The following is a 20,700-nucleotide window of genomic DNA, read 5'->3' as shown; positions in this document are numbered from 1 at the left end:
CCCGCCCCATGTCGAAGGTGGCCATTGCTGGCGACGCGGGCGAAACGCTGATCGCCGCGGGCGATCCGATGACCGCGCGCCTCGCCGACGCCGCGCTCGTCCTCGTTGCCGCCGATGCGCTTGGCGGGGCGCAGAAGGTCACCGACATGAGCGTCGCTTATGCCAAGGAGCGCGAGCAGTTCGGCCAGCCGATCGGACGCTTCCAGGCGCTCAAGCACCAGCTCGCGCATATGGCGCTCGATGTCGAACCCGCGCGCGCGCTGGTCTGGTACGCGGCTTATGCCTGGGATGCCCAGCTTCCCGACGCCCCGCGCGCCGCGGCGATGGCGAAGGCGCATCTGTGCGACGTCTATGTCCGCGCGACCCGCGCGGCGGTCGCGGCGCATGGCGGCATCGGCTATACATGGGAATATGGCCTCAATTACTGGTTCCGCCGCGCGATGGCCGACCGCGCCTGGCTCGGCAGCCCCGCCGAGCATCGCGCGCGCGCCGCGACGCTGGCGGGCTGGTAGGGCGTGAGCGATCCGCTGAAACTCGCGCCGGGCGTCCGCCGCCTGCGCCCCGACGATCATTTCATGATCCTGTCGGAGACCGACGCCTCGCCGATGCATGTCGGCGCGCTGATCCTGCTCGAGGTGCCTGAGGAGCGGCAGGGCGATCTCGCCGCCGCGCTGCGCCGCCAGTTCGCCGACCGGCTGCCCGCGACGCCTCTGCTCGTGCGGCTGCACGAGGCGCCCGATGGCTATGACAGCGACGTTTGGGCCGATATCGCCCATGCCGATCTTGAAAGCCTGATCGCGGTCGAACTGCATGACGGCGAATGGAGCGAAGTCGATCTCTACGCTGCGGTGGCGAAGCTCAACATGCGCCGCCTCGATCTGTCGGGCCCGCCCTTCGCGGTGCATGTCTTCGAGCGTCTCGCCGATGGCGGCAGCGCCTTTTATTTGAAGATGCACCACAGTGTCGCCGACGGCATCGGTTTCCAGACCGTGATGCGCCTGCTCAGCGATGCCGCGCCGCCCGCGACCGCGCGCTTCGCCGACGCGCGGCTGCCCGAGCCGGAGAAATGGCGCGAAAGAGCCGATGCGCGCTTCGAAGCCGAAGCGGACCTGCGCGCCGCACAGTCGGCCCGGCGCAAGGAGGCGCTCGCCGCGCTCGAAGCGCATAAGGGCGACCGCGAACCGACCCCCGAGTTCGCGCTGTCGGGACCGACCTCGGCCGAGCGCCGCTATGCGACGATCAGCCTGCCGCTCGCACGCGTCAAGGCGGTCGGCAAGGCGGCGGGCGCCACGATAAACGACGTATTCCTGACCCTTGCCGGCACCGCACTGCGCAACTGGCTGATCGAGACTGGCGACCTTCCGGGCGCGCCGCTCGTTATCAATTCGGCGCGCTCGTATCGCCGCCCCGAACATGGCGATTTCGGCAACCGCATCGTCGCGCTGCACCCGCATCTCGCGACGCATCTCGCCGATCCGGTCGAGCGGCTGCGCGCGATCCAGGCGTCGATGGCGGCCGAGATGCGCCGCACCGGCCATGACGAGGCCTTGCTCGACGCCGCCGAAAAGCCGTTCGGCGCACGCGACCGCCGCGCCGCCTTTGCCGATCGCATGGCGGGCGGCAAGCGTCTGATCCCCGGCAATCTGACCCTCTCGAACGTCCCCGGCCCCGCCGAACCGCGCAGCTATGCTGGCTTTTTGCAGCGCCATAACTATCCGGTTCCGATCATCGGCTCGGGCCGTTTCCTCAATATCACGTCGCGGCGCAGCGGCGACAATCTCGACATGGGCGTGATCGCCGATGCCGCGAAAGTCGCCGACGTCGGCCGCATCGCCGCGCTGTTCACCGCAGCGCTCGACGAACTGGAGAAACTTGCATGACCGAAGACTTGGCGTTCAAGCCCGAGGACGACCGCTACCATCAGCTTTCCGACGATCCATACGAGACCGAGACCAACTGGTGGTCGTTCAACATCCCCGAACGCAAGATCGGCTGCTGGATCCACGCGCCCTATTATCCGAACCGAAAGGCGGTGACCTGGCGCATCTTCGCGTGGGACGACGAGGGGTATGACCAGGCGCGCATGGCCTATTACCGCAAGGTCGAGGAAGCGCCGATGCCCGACGCGCCCGACCTCACCGACATCGTCTTCCCCGGCGACAAGAATGGCGGCGGCTACAGCCTCAAGATGATCGAACCGGGCATGAAATATCATCTGCAGTATGAGGACCCGGCGCGCGGCTTCGCGCTCGACTTCACGCATACGGGCCTCCACGAACCGCACCGTTTCCCACCCGGCAAGCCGCCCTTCATGGCGACCCCGCACTACGACCAGCTCGGCCATGTCGAGGGCTGGATGACCTTGCGCGGCGAGAAAATCCGCATCGACGGCATCGGGGTGCGCGACCGCACTTGGGGACCGCGCGGCGGGCCCTATGCCGCAAGCCCGAAACTCTATGCCAATGATATGGAGCGGGTGAAGCACCCCGGCGGCGCACGGTGGCGCGAGATCGAGCGCGAGCGTGGGCGCGGGCGCATCCAATATATCTTCGGGCACCGCAGGGACGGCACCGGCTTCCTCGGCTTCGCGCGCGTGCAGGACGGCGACGCCGAGGGCTGGTCGCCGATGAATGCGGGCTGGATCCGCCGCGACGGGACGTTCGGCAGCCTCGACGCCGCCAAGTCGCGGATGCGCGTGTTCCGCAGCCCGAAGACCGGCTGGAGCACGCATATGCAGGTCGAGCTGGTCGATGAGCATGGCCGCGAAATGAAGAGCGAAGGCTTTGTAGTCAGCACGATGAGCGAGGCCGGCTACGGCGTGAACCAGCTGATGCGCTGGGACATTGACGGCGGCATCGGTTGGGGCGAGGATCAGGATGTGTGGAACCCCGTCCATTATGTCCGCGTGCTCGACGCGCTGAAGGCGACCGTCTGACCGCGATGTTCGCCAATCTTGCGCTTCCGCTGATGTGCGCGCCGATGAGCTTCGCCTCGTCGGTCCCGCTCGCAACCGCCTGCTGCCGCGCGGGCGTAATTGGCGGCTGGCAGGGCGGTACGATCACGCCCGCCGACCAGTTCGAGGACTATCTTAAGGCGCTCGCCGAGACGGACGGCGCACCGCCGATCGTCAATATGCCCGCGCGCTGGGGCAGCGATCCTGCGGGTGCCGACCGGCTTGCGCTGCTCGAACGCTATCGCGTCCCGCTGGTCCTATCGAGCCTTGGCGATCCGTCGGCGCTGGTCGAGCGAGTCCATGGCTGGGGCGGGCGCGTCGTCCATGACGTGACGACAATGAAACATGCCGAAAAGGCGATTGCGGCGGGCGCCGACGGGCTGATGCTGACCTGTGCGGGCGCGGGCGGGCATACGGGGTTTTTGACGCCGATGGCGTTTGTCCCCGCGGTACGGCGGATGTTCGGTGGGCTGCTGATCGTCGCCGGCGGCATCGCCGACGCGCATGGCGTTGCGGCGGCGCTCGCGCTCGGCGGCGATATCGCCTGCATGGGGACGCGCTTCATCGCGACGCCCGAAAGCGGCGTGGTCGAGGGGCACCGGACGATGATCCCGGCGGCAGGCGCCGACGACATCGTCGCCTCGGCGGCCATGAACGGCGTGCCCGCGCACTGGATGCGGCAATCGATCGAGGCGGTCGGGCTCGATGCGAAAGCGCTGCCCACTGTCCGCTCGCCGATGCCCGAGGGCGTGGTGCCGTGGCGCGACATCTGGAGCGCGGGGCAGAGCGTCGGTCTGATCGACGCGGTCGAGCCGGTCGCGGCACTGGTGGCGCGGTTGAAGGGCGAGTTCGAAATGCTGCCAGCCGGACCCGACTGGCGCGCGCGCCTGACCGCGATCGAAGCCGGCTGGGCCTAGTCCATCACCAGCACGATCCGGCCCGCGCTCTTGCCCGCAGCGGCATCTGCCATCGCGGCCTGAAATTCCTCCAGCGGGTAGGCCCGCACCACCGCCGGGCGCAGCTTGCCTTCGCTTGCCAGCGCAAACACAGTGTCGCGATTGGCTTCGCTCTTCTCGGGCTCGAATATCCCGAACTGGCGCACGTCAACACCGATCAGGCTCGCGCCCTTCAGCAGCGGCAGGTTCGTCTTGAGCGCGGTCATTCCGGCCGGAAAGCCGATCACCAGATGCCGGCCGTTCCACGCGAGCGAGCGGAATGCGGGATCGGTCGCGTCGCCGCCCACCGGATCGAAGACGACGTCGACGCCTTTGCCGCCATTCGCCACCTTGACCTGATCGCGCCAGTCGTCGGCGCGCGCGTCGACCACCGCATCGGCGCCGCCCGCGATCGCGAGCTCGCGCTTGGCCGCGTCGGACGCCGAGCCGATCACCCGCGCGCCGAGATGCTTGCCGATCTGCACTGCCGCATAGCCCGTCGCGCCGCCCGCGCCGAGCACGAGCAAAGTCTCGCCTGCCTTGAGCTGGCCGCGATCGACGAGCGCGTGCCAGGCAGTCGCATAGCTCACCGGGAACACCGCCGCTTGCTCGAACGACAGCGCTTCGGGCATCTTGCGCACGACGCGCGCGGGCAGGTTGGTAGCGTTAGCGAACATCCCGCCCCAGCCGCTCGCGACGACCTTGTCGCCCGCCGCCAGCCCGGTCACCTCGGCGCCGACGGCCTCGATCACGCCCGCGCATTCGCTGCCCGGAATGAAAGGAACCGGCGGCTTGACCTGATAGCCGCCACCGGCGGTCAGCACGTCGACGAAGCTGATCCCCGCCGCCCTGATAGAAATCCTTACTTGAGTGGGCGAGGGCGGACCGGGATCATGATCGACAAGCGCATAGTTTTCGGGCGGGCCGAGTTCGTCGGCACGGACGGCGCGGGGCAGGGGAGCGGTCATCGGACACCTCTTGTCATCATGGGTTTAGAAGTATAACCAAGTTATATAACTATTGGAGGGAAAGCGGATGGGCTTCAAGACGCGGATCACGGAAATGCTGGGGATCGAGCATCCGATCGTCCAGGGCGGCATGCAGGCGGTCGGCACCGCCGAGATGGCGAGTGCGGTATCGAATGCCGGCGGCCTCGGCATCATCACCGCGCTGACCCAGCCGACGCCGCAGGCGCTGCGCGACGAGATCGAGAAGTGCCGGTCGATGACCGACAAGCCCTTCGGCGTCAACCTGACCGTCTTTCCAACGATCAATTCGCCCGATTACAACGCCTATGCCGATGCCGTCGTCGAAAGCGGTGTGAAGATCATGGAAACCGCGGGCACGCCTGCGGTGCGCGAAATCTGGGCGCGGGTGAAGCCGCACGGGGTGACGATCCTGCACAAATGCACCGCGGTCCGCCACGCGCTGTCGGCCGAAAAGGCGGGCTGCGACATCATCTCGATCGACGGTTTCGAATGCGCGGGACATCCGGGCGAGGACGATATTCCTGGCCTGATCCTGATCCCGGCGGCTGCCGACAAGGTCAAGATCCCGATGCTCGCGTCGGGCGGCTTCGGCGACGGGCGCGGGCTTGTCGCAGCGCTCAGCCTCGGCGCCGAGGGGATCAACATGGGCACGCGTTTCTGCGCCACGAAAGAGGCGCCCGTCCACGACAATGTAAAGCAGGCCTATGTCGACAATGACGAGCGTGGCAGCTTCCTGATCTTCCGCAATTTCAAGAACACCGCGCGCGTGGGGAAGAGCCCGGTCAGCGAAGAGGTCGTCCGCCGCCTCGCCGAGCCCGATGCGAAATTCACCGACGTGCAGGAACTGGTCGCGGGCACCGCAGGCCGCGAACTGCTCAAGACCGGCGACCTGTCGAAGGGCGTCTTCTGGGCCGGGATGGTGCAGGGGTTGATCCACGATATCCCGACCTGTCAGGAACTGATCGACCGGATCATTTCGGAGGCCGAAGCGATCATCGACGGGCGGCTGGCGGGGTTCCGCCGCTGAGCTATTGCTGGCCGCCGTCCACGCGCACCAACGCCCCCGTCGTATAGGTCGATGCGGGGCTGGCGAGCATCAGGGCGGCGGTCACGATCTCCTCGGGCCGTCCCGGACGGCCGAGCGCGACGGGCTGCGTCTCGCGCTTCCTGGGTTCCCAGGCTTCGGCGATATCGGTCAGAAACGGCCCCGGGCTGATCGTGTTCACGCGCACCTTGGGCGCATATTCGCGGCTGAGCGACACCGACATCGCGTTGAGCGCCGCCTTCGCCGATCCATAGGGAATGACCAGCGGCAACGCCATCAGCGCGCCCGATGAGCTGATGTTGATGATGCAGCCGCCATCGCCTTGCGCCATCCGGTGTGCGACCTGGCTCGCGAGGCGGAACGGCCCCTTGAAATTGAGGTTGAGCACCGAATCGAACAGGTTTTCGGGCATTTCGTGGCTGGGGCAGGCGGGCGACATGCCGGCGTTGTTGATCAATATGTCGATGCGGCCGAATTCGGCGTAAGTTGCGGCGATCAGCCCGTCGATCTCGTCCCAGCGTCCGCAATGCACGCCATAGGCCATCGCCTTGCGCCCGAGCGCGCGGCATTCGTCGGCGACCGTCTCGCAATTCTCGATCTTGCGGCTCGCGACGATGACGTCGGCGCCGCGCTCGGCGAGCGCCTTGACCATGCGGTAGCCGAGCCCGCGCGAGCCGCCGGTAACGAGTGCGACCTTGCCGGTGAAATCGAAAAGCGGATCGGGGATCATTTCATTCTCCTGCGGGGGCGGTCATCGCTGCCGCGGCGGCCATCAGTCCGGCGTTGCAGCGGTCGGCGATGGCGGCGCCAGGCACCGCATTGAAGGCATGGATCGCGCCGGCGTAACTGTGCAGCTCGACGGGCACCCCCGCCGCGGTCAGCCGCCGCGCATAATCGAGATTTTCATCGAAAAAGAGGTCTAGGCTGCCCGTCGCGATATAGGCGGGGGGCAGGTTCGACAGGTCGTCGGCGAGGCTGGGCGAGAACCAGCCCTTGCGATCGTCATCGGCGGCGTAATCGCCTTGCAGGGCCCCCCAGCCGAAGCGGTTGCTCGCGCGCGTCCAGATGAATTCGCCGGTGTTCGGATTGGCATAGGGGCAGGCGTCGCCGCCGGTGCGATGGTCGAGCATCGGATAGGTGAGCAATTGCCCCGCAATCGCCGGCCCGCCGAGATCGCGCGCCATGATCGCCAGCGCCGCCGCCAGTCCGCCGCCCGCGCTCTCGCCCGCGACGACGATCCGGCTCGCGTCGAAGCCGAGTGCGTCGGCCTGTCCCGCAAGCCAGACGAGCGCCGAATGGCAATCCTGTTGCGGCGCCGGAAAGGGGCGTTCGGGCGCAAGTCGATATTCGACCGATGCGACCGGAACCCCCGCCGCCACCGCCAGCGACGCCGGGCTGGTCTGGATCTGCTTCGCCGACCCCATGACCATGCCGCCGCCATGGATATGCAGAATTGCGCCGCCGCCCGGCTTCGTTTCTGCCGGGCTATAAAGATAGACCGCGATATCGGGCCCTCCGTGCGCCGAGGGAATGACGATCTCCTCCGGCAGGATCGCGGGCGGGGGCATGAAGGCATAGGCGCGTCCCGACTGTTCGCGAAGCTCGTCGATCGGCGTTCCGGCCAGGTCGACCGGCGGGAACATGTCGAGCAAAGGTGCGATCTGTTTGTCGACGAGCGGACGGGTGGTCATGCGAAATGCTCCTCTCAGCCCCGCGCCCGGATCGCCTCCAGCCGGGTCGGGATATGCTCGCTCGGGAACAGCCCCGGCGCGGGCGTCGCATTTTTGAGATAGGCTTTCGCGACCTGCACCTTGTGCACTTCGGTCGGCCCATCGACCAGTGCTATCGCGGGCAGTCCCATCCACATGTCGGCGAGCGGCGTTTCGAGCGTGACGCCCAGGCTGCCGTGGAGCTGGATCGCGCGCTGGACGATGTCGTGATAGACCTTCGCCATCTGCACCTTGCACATCGCGATATGCGTGCGCGCCGCGCCATGCGGTTCATTGTCGATGATCCATGCCGTCTTGAGCACGAGCAGGCGGAATTGTTCGAGCTCGATAATCGAATCGGCGATTGCGCCCTGCACGAACTGATGCTCGCTGAGTTGCTTGCCCTGCGTGCGGCGCGACACCGCGCGTTGGAGCATCATGTCGATCGCGCGCTGGCATTTGCCGACAGTGCGCATCGCATGATGGACGCGCCCGCCACCGAGCCGCGCCTGCGCGACCTTGAACCCCTCGCCGGGGCCGCCGAGCATCGCATCCAAGGGCACGCGTACCTTGTTGTAACGGATATAGGCGTGGGTGCCGTCATCCTCGCCGCGACTGTCGCCCATTGTCTGCGAATGGCGGAGGAACTCGACCCCCGGTGTGTCGGTGGGGACGATCAGCATCGACATGCGATTATAGGGCGGGTTTTCGGGGTTGGTGACGACCATGACGATCAGGAAGGCGGCGTAGCGCGCGTTCGACGAGAACCATTTTTCGCCCTCGATCACCCATTCGTCGCCCTCCTGCCAGGCGCGGCAGGCGAATTCCTTGGGATCGGCGCCGGCCTGCGGCTCGGTCATCGAAAAGGTCGAGACGATCGTGCCGTCCATCAGCGGCTGCAGATAACGCGCCTTTTGCTCGTCGGTGCCGAACATCGCGAGAATTTCGGCATTGCCGGTATCGGGCGCAGCGGTGCCGAAGACGGTCGGCGCCCAATAGCTGCGCCCGAGGATCTCGTTCATCAGCGCAAGCGTCAACTGGCCGTGGCCCGGCCCGCCGAGTTCCTTGCCGAGGTGACACGCCCACAGGCCCTGCGCCTTCACCTGCTCCTGCAGCGGCGCCATATAGGCGCGCGATTCCTTGTTCGCGACGTCATAGGGCGCGCCATGGCCGGGGAAGAGCAGGTCCATCGGCTCGCACTCCTCGCGGACAAACTTGGTCATCCAGTCGAGCTTGGCCTGCAATTCGGGTTCGATGCGGAAATCGATCATGGGGGTTCCTTGTTTTGGGATCAGCCGATGAGGCGAATGAGTTTTTCGGCTTCGGCGAAATTGCCGCGCACCAGCCGGTCGAAGAAGCGCCCGGTCTCGGCGCTCAAAATGCCCTTGGCGGCCTGTGCGACCTTGTACTCGAGGATGCAGCCGCCCTTGAACATCGCGAGGATGAGGTAATAGTCGAAGCTGTCCATGCTGCGGCCGGTGCCCGCCGCATAATGCGCCATCAGCTCCTGCCGCGTCGGCCAGTCCATGACATTGTAGAGCGATTTTTCGGGAATATGGCCCGGGAAGCGCTCATCGCATATGCCGTTGCAGAACCAGGCGAGATCGAGCAGCGGATCGGCGATCGTCGACAACTCCCAGTCGATCAGCGCGGTGAGCCGGCACGGCGGATCGAAGGCGAAGAGCGCGTTGGGGGTACCGACGTCGCCATGGATGATGCCGGGGCGGAAATCGCCGGGCCGGTTCGCACGCAGCCAGTCGCGCGCGAGCGCATAGCCGGGCAGTTCGCGCCACTCGAAATCATAGAGCTGCTTGTAGCTTTTGATCTGGCCTTCCCAGCGGTCGACCTGGCGTTCGAGGAAATTGTCGGGGCGCCCGAAATCGTCCAATCCAACGGCCTTATAATCGACATTGGCGAGCGCGATCAGCCCGTCGACCATCGCGAAGGGGACCTCGCGCGCGTGCGGCATTTTGTCGAAGGGTGGGCGGTCGTGGATCTTGCCGTCGATGAGGTCGGCGGGCCAGCCCTCGACGAGGTCCATGACATAGAAGGGCGCGCCGATGACGTCGGCGTCGGCGCAGCTTCCGTGGCAGACGGGGTGGGGCACGGGGGTGCCGTTCAGCGCGGTGAGCACGCGCGCCTCGCGCAGCACGCTCTTTTCGCTGCCCGGCGGCGGCACCGCGGGCGGGCGGCGCAGGATCAGCGTGTCGCCGCCCCGATCGAGCGACAGGATGACGTTCGAGGTGCCGCCATGGATCTTCGCGACTTGAAGCGGCCCGTCGCCGAGCGAGGGGATATGGACGTCGAGCCACGCTGTCAGTCGCTCGACATCGGCCAGCGCCGCCAGTTCGCCGTTCATTGTTCGCGCTCCCGCAAATAGGCTTCGATCTCCGAACGGATCGCATGAAGCTGTCCGGCTGCATCAGCAAAGGTTGCGGCGTCGATCCGCGCCGTCACGGCGCGCGTTACCTCTTGCGCGCGGGCATGATCGGCGGCCTTCAACGCACGTCCCGCCTCGGTCGCGACGAGCAACGAAGCGCGCTTGTGCTCGGGATTATCGGCGAAAGCGACGAGGCCCAGTTCGGCGAGCCGGTTCGCGGCGCGCTGAACGACCTGCCGCGGGTGACCGAGGCTGCGGCCGATCTGCGCGACCGTCGGCGGTGCCGCGGCGTTGACCACCGCGGTGAGCACCGTCAGCTCCATCTCGGGCAATCCGCTCGCGGCGCGCGTATCGGCGAACAGCGCGCGCATGCGGCCGCGCAATCGCGCGACCTCGTCGGCGAATCGTTCGAAATCTGGAAATCGATCAGACATGGCACCTTGATGTCGAATTGACACTATAGTGTCAATATCGATCAGCGCGATGTCATCGGTTCGAACAGCGATCCCTCGGCCTGCCAGTCGATCCGCACCCGCCGGTGCGCGAAGCGCCAGCCGTCTGGGGTGCGCACCAGCCGGTCGTCATAGGTGCCGCTATGGTCGGGTCCGAAATTGCTGTGCACGGTGAAATAGCTGCGCGCGGTCGCCGTATCGCCATCGATCGCGATCAGCGGGTTGGTGATATGGTGGCGGATGAAGGTCAGCCGCGGATTGCGCGTCCCCGACGACAGCGCCGCCTCGATCGCCGCGGGTCCCTGCGGCGCCTTGCCCAGATATTCGAGCACGCCATCCTCGGCGAAACAGGCGGTCATTTCGGCGAGCCGTCCGCGGTCGCCATTATAGGTATAGCGCGCGAGCAGGTCGCGGATCGCGTCGCGGTTGGCGGCGAGGTCAGCCGCAAGATCAGCCCCAAGATCAGCCCCAAGATCAGCCATTGTAATGAAGCTCCAGCCCCGGCTCGTCCCAGCGCATCTTTGCGAGCCGCCCCGTCTGTGACAGCGTGATATAGGCATCGCGCCGGTCGGCGCCGCCGAAGGCAATATTGGTGACATAGGGCTCGCCCGCGATGTCGCGCTTGCTCACCTGTCCATCGGGTGTGATCGTCGTGATCCCGCCGTCGTAGAGCGTCGCGACGCAGATATGGCCCGCTGCGGTTACCGCGAGGCTGTCGAAGCCGACCGGCCCCGGCGCCGTTGCGACCCAGGTCGGGCGCTGCGCCTCGACCCGGCGATCATAACGCCAAAGCCGCGCCTGATGCGTGTCGGCGACATAGACATGGGCACCATCGGGTGACAGCCCGACGCCGTTATACGACATCGCATGGCGGTTGATCGCGGTGATCGACGACCCGTCGGGCGCCGCGCTGAACAGCCCGCTCGCGGTGCGGATGCCGTCGTGACTCTTGCCGAGGTCGGTGAACCACATCCGGCCCTCCGCATCGAAGACGATGTCGTTGGGGGCTTCGAGCGCGATGCCGTCGCACACATCGTAAAGCCGATCGAAACGGCCGGTTGCGAGGTCGACGCGTTCGACGCGGCCCTCATGCCCGGCGCCGCGTGCATTCTGGAATTTGACGAGGTCGAGCCCGCCATTGTTACACACATAGAGCGCGCCGTCGGGGCCGATCGCGGCGCCATTGGGGCCGCCGCCGATGGCGCAGATCGTCTCGGTCCGGCCGTTCCAGCAGCGGGTGATCCGCCCGCCCGCCAGCTCGACGACGATCACCGACCCGTCGGCCATGACCACCGGCCCCTCGGGAAAGGCGAGGCCCTCCGCGACGATCTCCATATGCCTCTCCTGTATAACCTAGTTATGTATGTCTTGACACGCGTCGGGTCCGGGCGCAACCCTGTGTGCAGGGAGAGACGATGCCAGTAGCAGCCCATCATATCGTGGCGACGCCGCCGCCTTTCGACGCGCCGCCCTATCCGGCCGACATCTTCGCGGGGCAGACGGTGCTCGTCACCGGCGGCGGATCGGGGATGGGGCTCGCCATGGCCAAGGCCTTTGCACAGGGCGGCGCCGACGTCGCGGTGATGGGGCGCAGCATCGAGCGTGCGGCGGAAGGCGCGGCCGAAATCGCCGCGCTCGGCGTGCGCACCCATGCGATGAGCTGCGACGTGCGGCTGCCCGAAGCCGTTGCTGCGGCCTTCGACGAGGCCGAGGCGGCACTCGGGCCGATCGCGCTGCTCGCCAACAATGCCGGCGCCAATTTTCCGGTGCTCGCCGAGGATATCTCGGCCAATGCCTGGAATGCGGTCACGCGGATCGCGATCGACGGCACCTTCCTCTGTTCGACCGAGTTCGCGCGCCGCCGCATCGCGCGCGGCGCGGGCGGGGCGATCGTCAACAACAGCGCGCAATATATCTGGACCGGCTTTCCCGGCGACGCGCACAGCGCCGCCGCCAAGACCGCGCAGGCGACGATGACCAGGAAGCTGGCCGCCGACTGGGCGCCTTACGGCATCCGCGTCAACGCGATCGCGGCGGGTTTCTTCCCGCACGCCAGTTCGACCGCCGGAAACCGCGAGGGCGGGATCGAGCCGCTGCAGAATATGATCCCTGCCGGGCGCACCGGCAGCATCTGGGAGTTCGGCTGGCTGTCGGCGATGACCTGCACATCGATCTTCGGTGCGATGACGGGGCAGGTGATCGTGCAGGATGGCGGCGAGAGCCTGCGCCGCTCGCTGATGATGCCCGACTATGTGCCGCCGCGCGAACGCGCCGACGGACCCTGGGGGTGGAAATGAGCGGCTGGCTGGCGGGCAAGCGCGTGGCGATCGAGGGCGACAGCCCGGCGATCACGAAGGCGTTCGAAGCGGCGGGGGCGACGCTGGTCGACGGCGAAGCCGACATCTGGGTTCATGTCGCGCCGCCTTCGGCGATCAAGCCTGCGCATGACCTGACCCACGCCGAATGGCGCGCCAGCATGGAGGCCGGTCTCGACCGCCGCTTCCTCGGCGCGAAGGATTTCGCCGCAAACTGCCGCGCGCGCGGGCAGGGCGGGGCGATATTATTCGTCGGGGCGCCCGAACAGGCTCTCGGCGCCGATCAGGCCGCCGCTGGCGGCGCGCTCAGCAATCTCACCAAGACGCTCGGGGTCGAATGGGCGCGCGACGGCGTGCGTGTGAACAGCATTTTGACGCACGAGACCGGCGAGACGCTCGGGCATCTCGCCGCCTATCTCGCCAGCGATTATGCCGCCTATGTCACCGGTGCGGTCATGGGCATCGCGCTCGATGACTGATCGCATCCGCCTCGACGGGCAGGCCGCCTTCGTGACCGGCGGCGGTGGCGGGATCGGGCGCGCGATCGCGATCCGGCTTGCCGAAGCGGGCGCCGACGTCGCGATCTACGATATTTTTCCCGAACGCGCCGAGGAGGCGGCCGAGCGGGTGCGCGAAGCAGGACGGCGCGCGCTGGAGATCGCGGGCGACGTGATGGACGGCGAGGCCCTGCGCGCCGCCGTCGACCGCGCGGCCGCCGAGTTCGGCCGGCTCGATATCCTTGCCAACAACGCCGGGGGCGTCTCCGCACGCCCCTTCCTCGAGCAGAGCGAGCGCAGCATGCGCAAGCATATCGACATCAACCTGATGTCGATGCTGATCGCGACGCAGGCAGCGGCCAGGCATATGGTCGCGGGCGGGCGGGGCGGTTCGATCGTCAATGTCGCGAGCATCGAAGCGAACCGCGCCGCACCCAATTTCGCGGTCTATGCTGCGTGCAAGGCGGGCATGCTCAGCTTCACCAAATCGATGGCGGTCGAACTGTCGGGGCACGGCATCCGCGTCAACTGCATCGCCCCCGACCATACGGTCACCCCCGGCAACCAGGGTAATCGCGCCGGCCCCGTCGATCCCGCGACGTGGAAGCATCATAGCGACGAGGCGGTCGATGCGATGAACCGCCTGATCCCGCTCGGGCGCGAGGGCGTCGACATGGAATGCGGCGATGCAGCGGTTTTCCTGTCGAGCGCGATGGCAAGTTACATAACCGGCATATTGTTGCCCGTCGATGGCGGGACCTGGGGATCGTCGGGATGGGTGCGCGGGCGCGATGGCAAATGGACGCTCAACGAAGGCCTGTCCTTCGGTGGCTAAATGGAGGAAATCGCCGCAACATTGCGGGATTGCGCCAAAGGCCCTAAAGGCGCTTCTAGAGTAGAGATAAGTTAAACAACTCCGGGCAGGGGCAGGATTTGTGAATATGGAAAATAGCGCCGCACGTATCAGGGTACCTAAGACGTCGGAACTGGTCGCCGACCAGATCCGGGCCCAGATCGTCCGGGGCGAATTGAAAGAGGGGGACTCGCTGCCGCCCGAAGGCACGCTGATGTCGACCCTCGGCATTTCGCGGCCGACCCTGCGCGAAGCCTTTCGTATCCTCGAGGCCGAAGCGCTGATCAGCGTCGTGCGCGGCTCGCGCAGCGGCGCGCGCGTGCATCAGCCGTCGGTCGAACTGGTGTCGCGCTATGCGGGCTATCTGCTCGAGGCGGGCGGGACGACGATCGCCGATCTGTACGCGGCGCGTCTTGCGATCGAGCCGACCGTCGTGCGCTGGCTGGCGACCGCCAAGGGGCAGACGCCGGGCTTCGCGCAAGTGCGCCAGGTGCTCGCCGACCTGGAAAACATGCTGACCACGGAGGCTTATGCCGAGTTCGTCGACAATGTGTCGCATTTCCACCAGACGCTCGTCGAGGCGACGGGCAACAAGACGCTCAGCCTGCTGAACCGCATGCTGCTCAATCTCGGCCGCCATCACCAGAACGACTATCAGCGCCGCCACCCGCGGACGACAGAGGACAAGTACAAGAGCCTGCGCGCCGGGTTCAAATCCTTCGAAAAGCTGGTCACGATGATCGAGGCCGGCGATGTCGAGGGTGCGGTCAACCATTGGCGGCTCCATCTGCGCAACGCCAACGACACCTGGGCGGCACGCGGCGAGGGCGAGCGGATCGTCGACTCCCTGCACGGATGAATTTTGCCGACGCGATGATCGCCGCCGCGGCGCGTGCGCCCGGAGCGGCGCTGACCGTCGCGTCGGACAAGCTGCCCTGCACGACCACGCTGGGCGAGGTCGTCGCGGCGGGGCGGCGAATGGGGACGCGGATGACCGCCGCGGGCATCGGGCGCGGCGATATCGTCGCCTGCATGCTCGCCAACTGGCGCGAATGGCTTGTCGTTGCGGTCGCCGCTGCGCAGGCGGGGGCAGTGATGTTGCCGATCGTCACCATCTATGGCGCGAAGGAGCTGGGCTTCATCCTGCGCCAGTCGAAGGCGAAATGGCTGGTCACCCCCGACCGCTTCCGCAATGTCGACTACCGTCAGGTCGTGGCAGACTGCGGCGACCTGCCCGCACTGGAGCGGCATGTCGCGATCGGACCCGACTTCGACGCGCTCGAGGCCGAGGGCCCGATTGCCGATCCGGTGGCGGTCGATGCGAACGACCTCGCGCTTCTCGTCTACACCTCGGGCACCACCGCCGATCCCAAGGGGGTGATGCACTCGGCGCGCGGGTTCCTCGCCGAGATGGAGACGATGCGGTTGATGCGCGCGGGGAGCGACGACGATGCAGTGATCTCGCCCTGGCCGCCGGGCCATGTCGCGGGCGCGCTGTCGATGTATCGTTTCCTTTGCCAGGGGACGCCGCTGATCCTGATGGACCAGTGGGACGCGACGCTCGCGGCCGAACTGATCGACCGGCACAAGGTCACTTCCTCGTCGGGCACGCCTTTCCATCTGTCGGGCATGATCGCGGCGGCGGATGCGCAGGGATACGACCTGACATCGCTGCGCCAATATCTGGTCGGGGCGGCGCCGGTGCCGCCGTCGCTGATCGAACGCTGCCAGGCGCTGGGGTTGGCCGTCTATCATTGCTATGGGTCGAGCGAGCACCCGACCGTCACCTCGGGGGTGGTCGACGATCCGCTCGACAAGCAGCTCCACACCGAAGGGCGCGCGATCATCGGGTCCGAGATGCGCTTCGTCGACGATGACGGCGGGGACGTGCCGCCCGGCGAAGACGGCGAGATTTGCACGCGCGGGCCCGAGCTCTTCATGGGCTATCTCGACGCGTCGCTGAACGAGGCGGCCTTCCTGCCCGGCGGCTGGTACCGCACCGGCGACATCGGGCGGCTCGACGAGGGCGGCTATCTGCTCATCACCGACCGCAAGAAGGACATCATCATCCGCGGCGGCGAGAATATTTCGTCGAAAGAGGTCGAGGCGGTTCTGCTCGGCCATCCGGCGGTCGCCGATGTGGCGGTGGTGGCAGCGAAGGACGAGCGCATGGGCGAGGTGGTGCGTGCGTGCGTCGTGCCCGCGCCGGGAGCGACGCTGACGCTCGAAGAGGTGCGCGATCATTTCTTCGCGGCGGGAATCGCGAAACAGAAGACGCCCGAGCGGCTGAGCCTGTTCGCCGAACTGCCGCGCAATGCGTCGGGCAAGGTGCTGAAGCACGAATTGCGGCGGACGGCCTGATTTCGTCATTGCGAGGAGCCGAAGGCGACGCGGCAATCCAGAGTAGGCATGCGCCGCTCTGGATTGCTTCGCTTCGCTCGCAATGACGAGTTTTTTAGTTCCGCATGATGAACCCGCCATCGACGTTGAGCGCCTGCCCGGTGATCCAGTCGCCTGCGGGCGAGCAGAGCAGCAGTAGCGCCCCGACCAGGTCCTGTGGCTCACCGCGCGGCTGTTTCACCACACGCGCCATCGCCGCCTGCACGAAGGGGCTTTCGTCGGGGGTCAGCGCCTTGCCCGCGTCGGACATCGTCATCCCCGGCGCGATCGCGTTGACGTTGACGTTTATCCGCCCGAGTTCGGTCGCGAGCGTCGTCGTCAGCCCGAGCAGCGCGACCTTGCTGATGCCATAGGTGGTTTGCGCGGGGAAACCGCCTGCCGAGAGCTGGTTGACGATCTTGCCGCCGCCGCGTGCCTGGAACAAAGGCACCGCCGCCTTCGAGCAGATCAGCGCCCCGGTCAGGTTGACGCGCATCAATTTGTCGAAATCGGCGATGCTCGTCTGGATCGCGGGCGTGCCGACCGCCTCGACCATCAGCGCCGCATTGTTCACCAGGATGTCGAGCCCGCCGAAGGCGGCCTGCACGGCGTCCATCATCGCAGCGACCGACGCCTCGTCGGCGATGTCGACCTGCACCGCCAGCGCCTTGCCGCCCGCAGCCTCGATCTCGCCCGCGACGCGCTCGGCGCCTTCCCGATTGAGGTCGGCGACGACGACGCTCGCGCCCGCATTGGCGAGCCCGACCGCATAGGCGCGCCCGATGCTGTTGCCGCGCCCGCCCGCGCCGGTGACGATCGCGACCTTGCCGTCGAGGCGGAACTGGTCGTTGGTGAAGTCGGCCATGCTCACGCCTCCTGCTTCGGGAAGATCGGGGCGCCGACGCCGATGGTGACGGTCTTGTAGTGCAGGAACTCGTCGATACCCGCCTTGCCGCCCTCCTTGCCAAATCCCGAGATGCCGATGCCGCCGAAGGGGGTGTGCGGATTGATCTGGAATCCGCCGTTGTTGTAGACACCGCCCGCGTTCAGGCGCTCGGACAGGCGATGGACGCGCTGCAGATCGTTGGACTGGATATAGGCGGCGAGTCCATATTCGCTGTTGTTGGCGATCGCGACCGCCTCATCCTCGGTGTGGAATTTCATCACGACGACGGCGGGGCCGAAGATTTCGACCTGGCTGATCTCGTGATCGGGGTCGGCGTCGACGATCAGGGTCGGCTCGATGAAATTGCCCTCGGCGAGGTCGCCGCCGCAGCGCCCGCCGCCGAGCAGGAAGGTCGCGGCGCCGTCGGCCTTCGCGCGCTCGAACATGCCGGTGATCCGCTCGACCGCCGCCTTGTTGATGACGGGGCCGACCGCCACGGTCGGATCGAGCGGGTCGCCGACCTTGAACTGGCCGATGATCGCTTTGAGCCGCGCGATGAAATCGTCATAGATGTCGGCATGGACGAGCTGGCGGGTGGGGAGGGCGCAGCCCTGGCCCGACAGGCAACCGACGGTCCAGAATACCGCGCGCTCTGCGGCGGCCTGGATGTCGCAGTCGGGGAAGACGAGGCTCGCCGACTTGCCGCCGAGTTCCATGACCGACGGCTTGATCTCCTCGGCGCAGGCCGCGAGGATCTTGCGCGCGGTGATCGGTCCGCCGGTGAAGCTGATCTTGCGGATCTTCTTGTGCCGCACGATCGCATCGCCCGCCGCGCCGGTGCCGGGCAGGATCGACAGCACGCCGTCGGGCACCCCGGCTTCCTTGCACAGCCGCGCGAACATCTCGGGCGCGAAGGGGGTGATCTCCGCGGGCTTGCAGATCACGCAATTGCCCGCCGCGAGCGCCGCCGCGACCTTCATGCCGAGCGAGATCAACGGGCCGTTCCAGGTGATGATGATGCCGACGATGCCGATCGGCTCGGGCACCGTGTAGCTCAGTTCGCCGCGCGTATCGAAGGTCGAGATCAGCTCGCCCGACATCTTGTCGCACCAGCCGGCATAATAGCGCGTCCAGCCCACCGCTGTATCGACCCCGCGCTCGCCGACCATCAAGGTCGTGCCGCCGTCGAGCGCCGCCATGCGGGCGAGTTCGGCCTTGTTCGCTTCGAGCAGGTCGGCGAGGCGATTAAGAATGTCGCGCCGCACCTCGGGCGCAGTCCGCCGCCAGTCCTCGCGCACGGCCTCGGCCTTCGCGACCGCTTCCTCGACCTCTGCCGCCCCCGCGAGCGGGATGTCGGCCTGAACGACCTGCTGGACCGGATGCAAATGCGGATGCGTGCCGCCGGTGCCGCTCGTCCGTTGTTCGTGACCCAAATGCAGGTGAACTGCGGGTGCGCTAGCCATATCTAATTCTCCCAATGAAAGTCGTTCAGGCGTCCCACGCCAGATGCAGATGTTCGAGTGCCATCACGCTGCCGCCGCGGCACGTCTCGTCGCCCTTGGTGATCTGGCGGAAGTGGCCGATGCGGCCGAACCAGGCGCGGTAGAAGATGATGAGTTCCATGCGTGCGAGATGCAGGCCCAGACAGGTGTGGATGCCCGACCCGAAGGCGGCGTGGCGATAGAATTGCCGTTCGACCGACACTGTTTTCGGATCCTCGGTCAACGTCTCGTCCCAGCCGACGAGCGGCAGCGGCGCGAGGATGCAGTCGCCCGCGCGAAGCTGCGCGCCGCCGAGTTCGGTGTCGGCGGTGACGTAGCGCGGCGTCGCGACGAAGGCGTAGCGCCGCAGCAACTCCTCGACCATGTTCGGGATCACCGCCGGATCGTCGATCGCGCGCTGGCGCAGCTTTTCGTCATGCGCGAGGTGGCGCATGCCGAAGCTCATCGCATTGGTGACGGTGTCGAGCCCGGCAAGGAACATCAGGAAGCCGATCGACATCAGTTCCTCGAAGCTCAGCTTGCGCCCGTCGACCTCGCCCGCGATGATCTTGGAGATCATGTCGTCCTTGGGCTCGGCCATGCGCTGCTGGATCAGTTCGGCCAGGTTGCCCACGATCGCCTGCGCGAGCTGGTTGCGGTTTTCGTTGCTCGCCTGCGAATGGAAAAAGCCGGTGGCGAGGGCGCGGAACTCTTCGAACTTCTCCATCGGGAAACCGAATAATTCCATGAACACCGCGACGGGCAGGCGCGAGCCGATCGCCTCGACGAAATCGCATTCGCCCTTATCGACCACGCTATCGAGCAACTGGTCGGTCCACGCCGCGATGCGCCCGTCGAGCGGCTCGATCGCCTTCGATTCGAAGAAGGGCCGCAGCATCTGGCGATAGGGCCGGTGCTCGGGCGGGTCGAGCATCTCGGGGATCATCTTCGGCTGGTCGGGATTGGGCGGTATCGAGAGATAGCGGCTCGAGAAAAGCTCGGGATGCCGCACGACATGCTGCACCGTCGCGCCGGTGTTGCACACCCAATGGCCGCCATGCGCGCTGGTCCAGAACACCGGCGGCGCGGTCTCCTTCAGCTCCCAATAGCGGTCATGGCAATCGGCGAGCACGCCGGGGTCGGCGATATAGTCGAATTCAAAGACGGGCGTGCGCTCCGCAGCCTGCGAATCGGTCATATTCTCTCTCCCATTGACGTAAGTAAACGAGTGTTTACATAAGGAGTCAATCGGGAGAGTTTATGGAAACGACGATCGAAACGCCGGCCCGCGACGCCGACCGCACCCGCGCAGCAATTCTTCATGCTGCGCAGCAAGTCTTTGCCGCGAAGGGCTTTGCCGAGGCGGGGGTGCGCGACATTACCGCGCTCGCGGGGGTGAACCCGTCGCTGGTCAGCCGCTATTTCGGCGGTAAACTGAAATTGTTCGAAGCCGCGCTCGATGCGGCGCTCAACACGCGGCTGATGACCGATCTGCCCAAGGACCAGTTCGGCAAGATGATCGTCGCGCGCTTCGCCGACGAGGACGACCGCGTCAGCCCGCTGCCGATGATGTTCAGCGCCGCCGCCGACAGCGAGGCGCGCGCGATTGCGCAGCGCTTGCTCCGCGAGCGGGTGTTCGAACCGCTCAAAGACTGGTTCGGCGGCGGCGACGCCGATGTGAAGGCGGCGCGCTTCATGATGGTCTCGCTCGGCTTCTTCGCCTATCGCGACCAGCTTCCGCTCGCCGAATTCGCCGGCCGCGTCGAACCGCGGCTGCGCCAATGGCTCGAACGCGAGTTCCAGGCCATCGTCGACGAGTGACATCG

The 20,700-nt window shown here is 66.6% G+C and carries 22 protein-coding genes; 11 read left to right on the top strand and 11 right to left on the bottom strand.

The window, feature by feature from the left end; translation table 11 throughout:
• The 4 genes from B1A78_RS04085 to B1A78_RS04070 all read left to right on the top strand — a co-directional run.
• Nucleotides 1–512 (top strand): acyl-CoA dehydrogenase family protein (locus B1A78_RS04085; protein WP_256837456.1); only part of this gene is annotated, 512 nt, incomplete at its 5' end.
• Nucleotides 513–515: 3 nt separating this feature from the next.
• The gene (locus tag B1A78_RS04080) at nt 516–1,880 is read left to right on the top strand and encodes a wax ester/triacylglycerol synthase domain-containing protein (RefSeq protein WP_077145737.1); all 1,365 of its coding nucleotides are present in this window, start codon (nt 516–518) and stop codon (nt 1,878–1,880) included.
• On the top strand, nt 1,877–2,935 hold the full coding sequence (locus B1A78_RS04075; RefSeq protein WP_077145736.1) for a hypothetical protein: 1,059 nt from the start codon (nt 1,877–1,879) through the stop codon (nt 2,933–2,935). Before B1A78_RS04080 ends, B1A78_RS04075 begins: the two co-directional genes overlap by 4 nt.
• A 44-nt stretch (nt 2,936–2,979) precedes the next feature.
• Entirely contained in the window at nt 2,980–3,870 is an 891-nt protein-coding gene (locus B1A78_RS04070) for a nitronate monooxygenase family protein (RefSeq protein WP_179101971.1), read from the top strand.
• Here the strand turns inward: B1A78_RS04070 and B1A78_RS04065 are convergent.
• Entirely contained in the window at nt 3,867–4,856 is a 990-nt protein-coding gene (locus B1A78_RS04065) for an NADPH:quinone oxidoreductase family protein (RefSeq protein ID WP_077145734.1), read from the bottom strand. The genes B1A78_RS04070 and B1A78_RS04065 overlap by 4 nt on opposite strands.
• Nucleotides 4,857–4,923: 67 nt before the next feature.
• Here B1A78_RS04065 and B1A78_RS04060 point away from each other — a divergent pair, with 67 nt between their 5' ends.
• Entirely contained in the window at nt 4,924–5,904 is a 981-nt protein-coding gene (locus tag B1A78_RS04060; RefSeq protein ID WP_077145733.1) for a nitronate monooxygenase family protein, read from the top strand.
• Nucleotide 5,905: 1 nt separating this feature from the next.
• Here B1A78_RS04060 and B1A78_RS04055 read toward each other — a convergent pair whose 3' ends face one another.
• From B1A78_RS04055 to B1A78_RS04025, 7 genes are read right to left on the bottom strand one after another with little or no spacing between them, the layout of a single operon-like run.
• Nucleotides 5,906–6,652, bottom strand: coding sequence for an SDR family NAD(P)-dependent oxidoreductase (locus B1A78_RS04055; RefSeq protein WP_077145732.1), 747 nt, complete (start codon nt 6,650–6,652; stop codon nt 5,906–5,908).
• A gap of 1 nt (nt 6,653) precedes the next feature.
• Entirely contained in the window at nt 6,654–7,613 is a 960-nt protein-coding gene (locus tag B1A78_RS04050; protein WP_077145731.1) for an alpha/beta hydrolase, read from the bottom strand.
• Nucleotides 7,614–7,627: 14 nt separating this feature from the next.
• On the bottom strand, nt 7,628–8,902 hold the full coding sequence (locus B1A78_RS04045; protein ID WP_077145730.1) for an acyl-CoA dehydrogenase family protein: 1,275 nt from the start codon (nt 8,900–8,902) through the stop codon (nt 7,628–7,630).
• 20 nt (nt 8,903–8,922) lie between these two features.
• Complete coding sequence (locus B1A78_RS04040; protein WP_077145729.1) at nt 8,923–9,990, bottom strand: phosphotransferase family protein; 1,068 nt, start codon at nt 9,988–9,990, stop codon at nt 8,923–8,925.
• Nucleotides 9,987–10,445 (bottom strand): MarR family winged helix-turn-helix transcriptional regulator, encoded by a 459-nt coding sequence (locus tag B1A78_RS04035; protein WP_077145728.1) that lies wholly within the window; start codon nt 10,443–10,445, stop codon nt 9,987–9,989. The genes B1A78_RS04040 and B1A78_RS04035 overlap by 4 nt, the downstream gene beginning before the upstream one ends.
• A 41-nt stretch (nt 10,446–10,486) precedes the next feature.
• Nucleotides 10,487–10,945, bottom strand: coding sequence for a nuclear transport factor 2 family protein (locus B1A78_RS04030; RefSeq protein WP_077145727.1), 459 nt, complete (start codon nt 10,943–10,945; stop codon nt 10,487–10,489).
• Nucleotides 10,938–11,798, bottom strand: coding sequence for an SMP-30/gluconolactonase/LRE family protein (locus tag B1A78_RS04025; protein WP_077145726.1), 861 nt, complete (start codon nt 11,796–11,798; stop codon nt 10,938–10,940). Before B1A78_RS04025 ends, B1A78_RS04030 begins: the two co-directional genes overlap by 8 nt.
• An 80-nt stretch (nt 11,799–11,878) precedes the next feature.
• Between B1A78_RS04025 and B1A78_RS04020 the strand changes: the two genes are divergently transcribed.
• The 5 genes from B1A78_RS04020 (at nt 11,879) to B1A78_RS04000 (ending at nt 16,489) form a co-directional block, all read left to right on the top strand.
• A complete protein-coding gene (locus tag B1A78_RS04020; RefSeq protein ID WP_077145725.1) occupies nt 11,879–12,760 on the top strand; it encodes an SDR family oxidoreductase in 882 nt (293 codons plus the stop codon).
• Nucleotides 12,757–13,257, top strand: coding sequence for an SDR family oxidoreductase (locus B1A78_RS04015; RefSeq protein WP_144037677.1), 501 nt, complete (start codon nt 12,757–12,759; stop codon nt 13,255–13,257). Before B1A78_RS04020 ends, B1A78_RS04015 begins: the two co-directional genes overlap by 4 nt.
• Complete coding sequence (locus B1A78_RS04010) at nt 13,250–14,110, top strand: SDR family NAD(P)-dependent oxidoreductase (protein WP_077145723.1); 861 nt, start codon at nt 13,250–13,252, stop codon at nt 14,108–14,110. Before B1A78_RS04015 ends, B1A78_RS04010 begins: the two co-directional genes overlap by 8 nt.
• A 106-nt stretch (nt 14,111–14,216) precedes the next feature.
• Nucleotides 14,217–14,987, top strand: a complete 771-nt coding sequence (locus B1A78_RS04005) for a FadR/GntR family transcriptional regulator (RefSeq protein ID WP_077145722.1) — start codon at nt 14,217–14,219, stop codon at nt 14,985–14,987.
• Nucleotides 14,984–16,489 carry an AMP-binding protein gene (locus B1A78_RS04000; protein WP_083733816.1) on the top strand — a complete coding sequence of 502 codons (1,506 nt, stop codon included), beginning with the start codon at nt 14,984–14,986 and terminating at the stop codon, nt 16,487–16,489. The genes B1A78_RS04005 and B1A78_RS04000 overlap by 4 nt, the downstream gene beginning before the upstream one ends.
• Before the next feature lie 94 nt (nt 16,490–16,583).
• Here the strand turns inward: B1A78_RS04000 and B1A78_RS03995 are convergent, their stop codons facing one another.
• Genes B1A78_RS03995 through B1A78_RS03985 form a run of 3 tightly spaced genes read right to left on the bottom strand, consistent with a single transcriptional unit; the run spans nt 16,584 to nt 20,072 of the window.
• Nucleotides 16,584–17,372 carry an SDR family oxidoreductase gene (locus B1A78_RS03995; protein WP_077145721.1) on the bottom strand — a complete coding sequence of 263 codons (789 nt, stop codon included), beginning with the start codon at nt 17,370–17,372 and terminating at the stop codon, nt 16,584–16,586.
• 2 nt (nt 17,373–17,374) lie between these two features.
• Nucleotides 17,375–18,856: an aldehyde dehydrogenase gene (locus B1A78_RS03990; RefSeq protein WP_077145720.1), complete on the bottom strand. Its 1,482-nt coding sequence runs from the start codon at nt 18,854–18,856 to the stop codon at nt 17,375–17,377.
• 25 nt (nt 18,857–18,881) lie between these two features.
• Entirely contained in the window at nt 18,882–20,072 is a 1,191-nt protein-coding gene (locus B1A78_RS03985) for a cytochrome P450 (RefSeq protein WP_077145719.1), read from the bottom strand.
• A 62-nt stretch (nt 20,073–20,134) separates the two neighbouring features.
• On the opposite strand from B1A78_RS03985, the gene B1A78_RS03980 reads away from it, so the two are divergent.
• On the top strand, nt 20,135–20,695 hold the full coding sequence (locus tag B1A78_RS03980) for a TetR/AcrR family transcriptional regulator (protein ID WP_077145718.1): 561 nt from the start codon (nt 20,135–20,137) through the stop codon (nt 20,693–20,695).
• The last annotated feature ends 5 nt before the right edge of the window (nt 20,696–20,700 follow it).

Source organism: Sphingopyxis sp. KK2 (assembly GCF_001990265.1).
In the GTDB taxonomy this organism is placed as follows: Bacteria; Pseudomonadota; Alphaproteobacteria; order Sphingomonadales; family Sphingomonadaceae; genus Sphingopyxis.
This window is presented reverse-complemented; position numbering and strand designations above follow the sequence as displayed.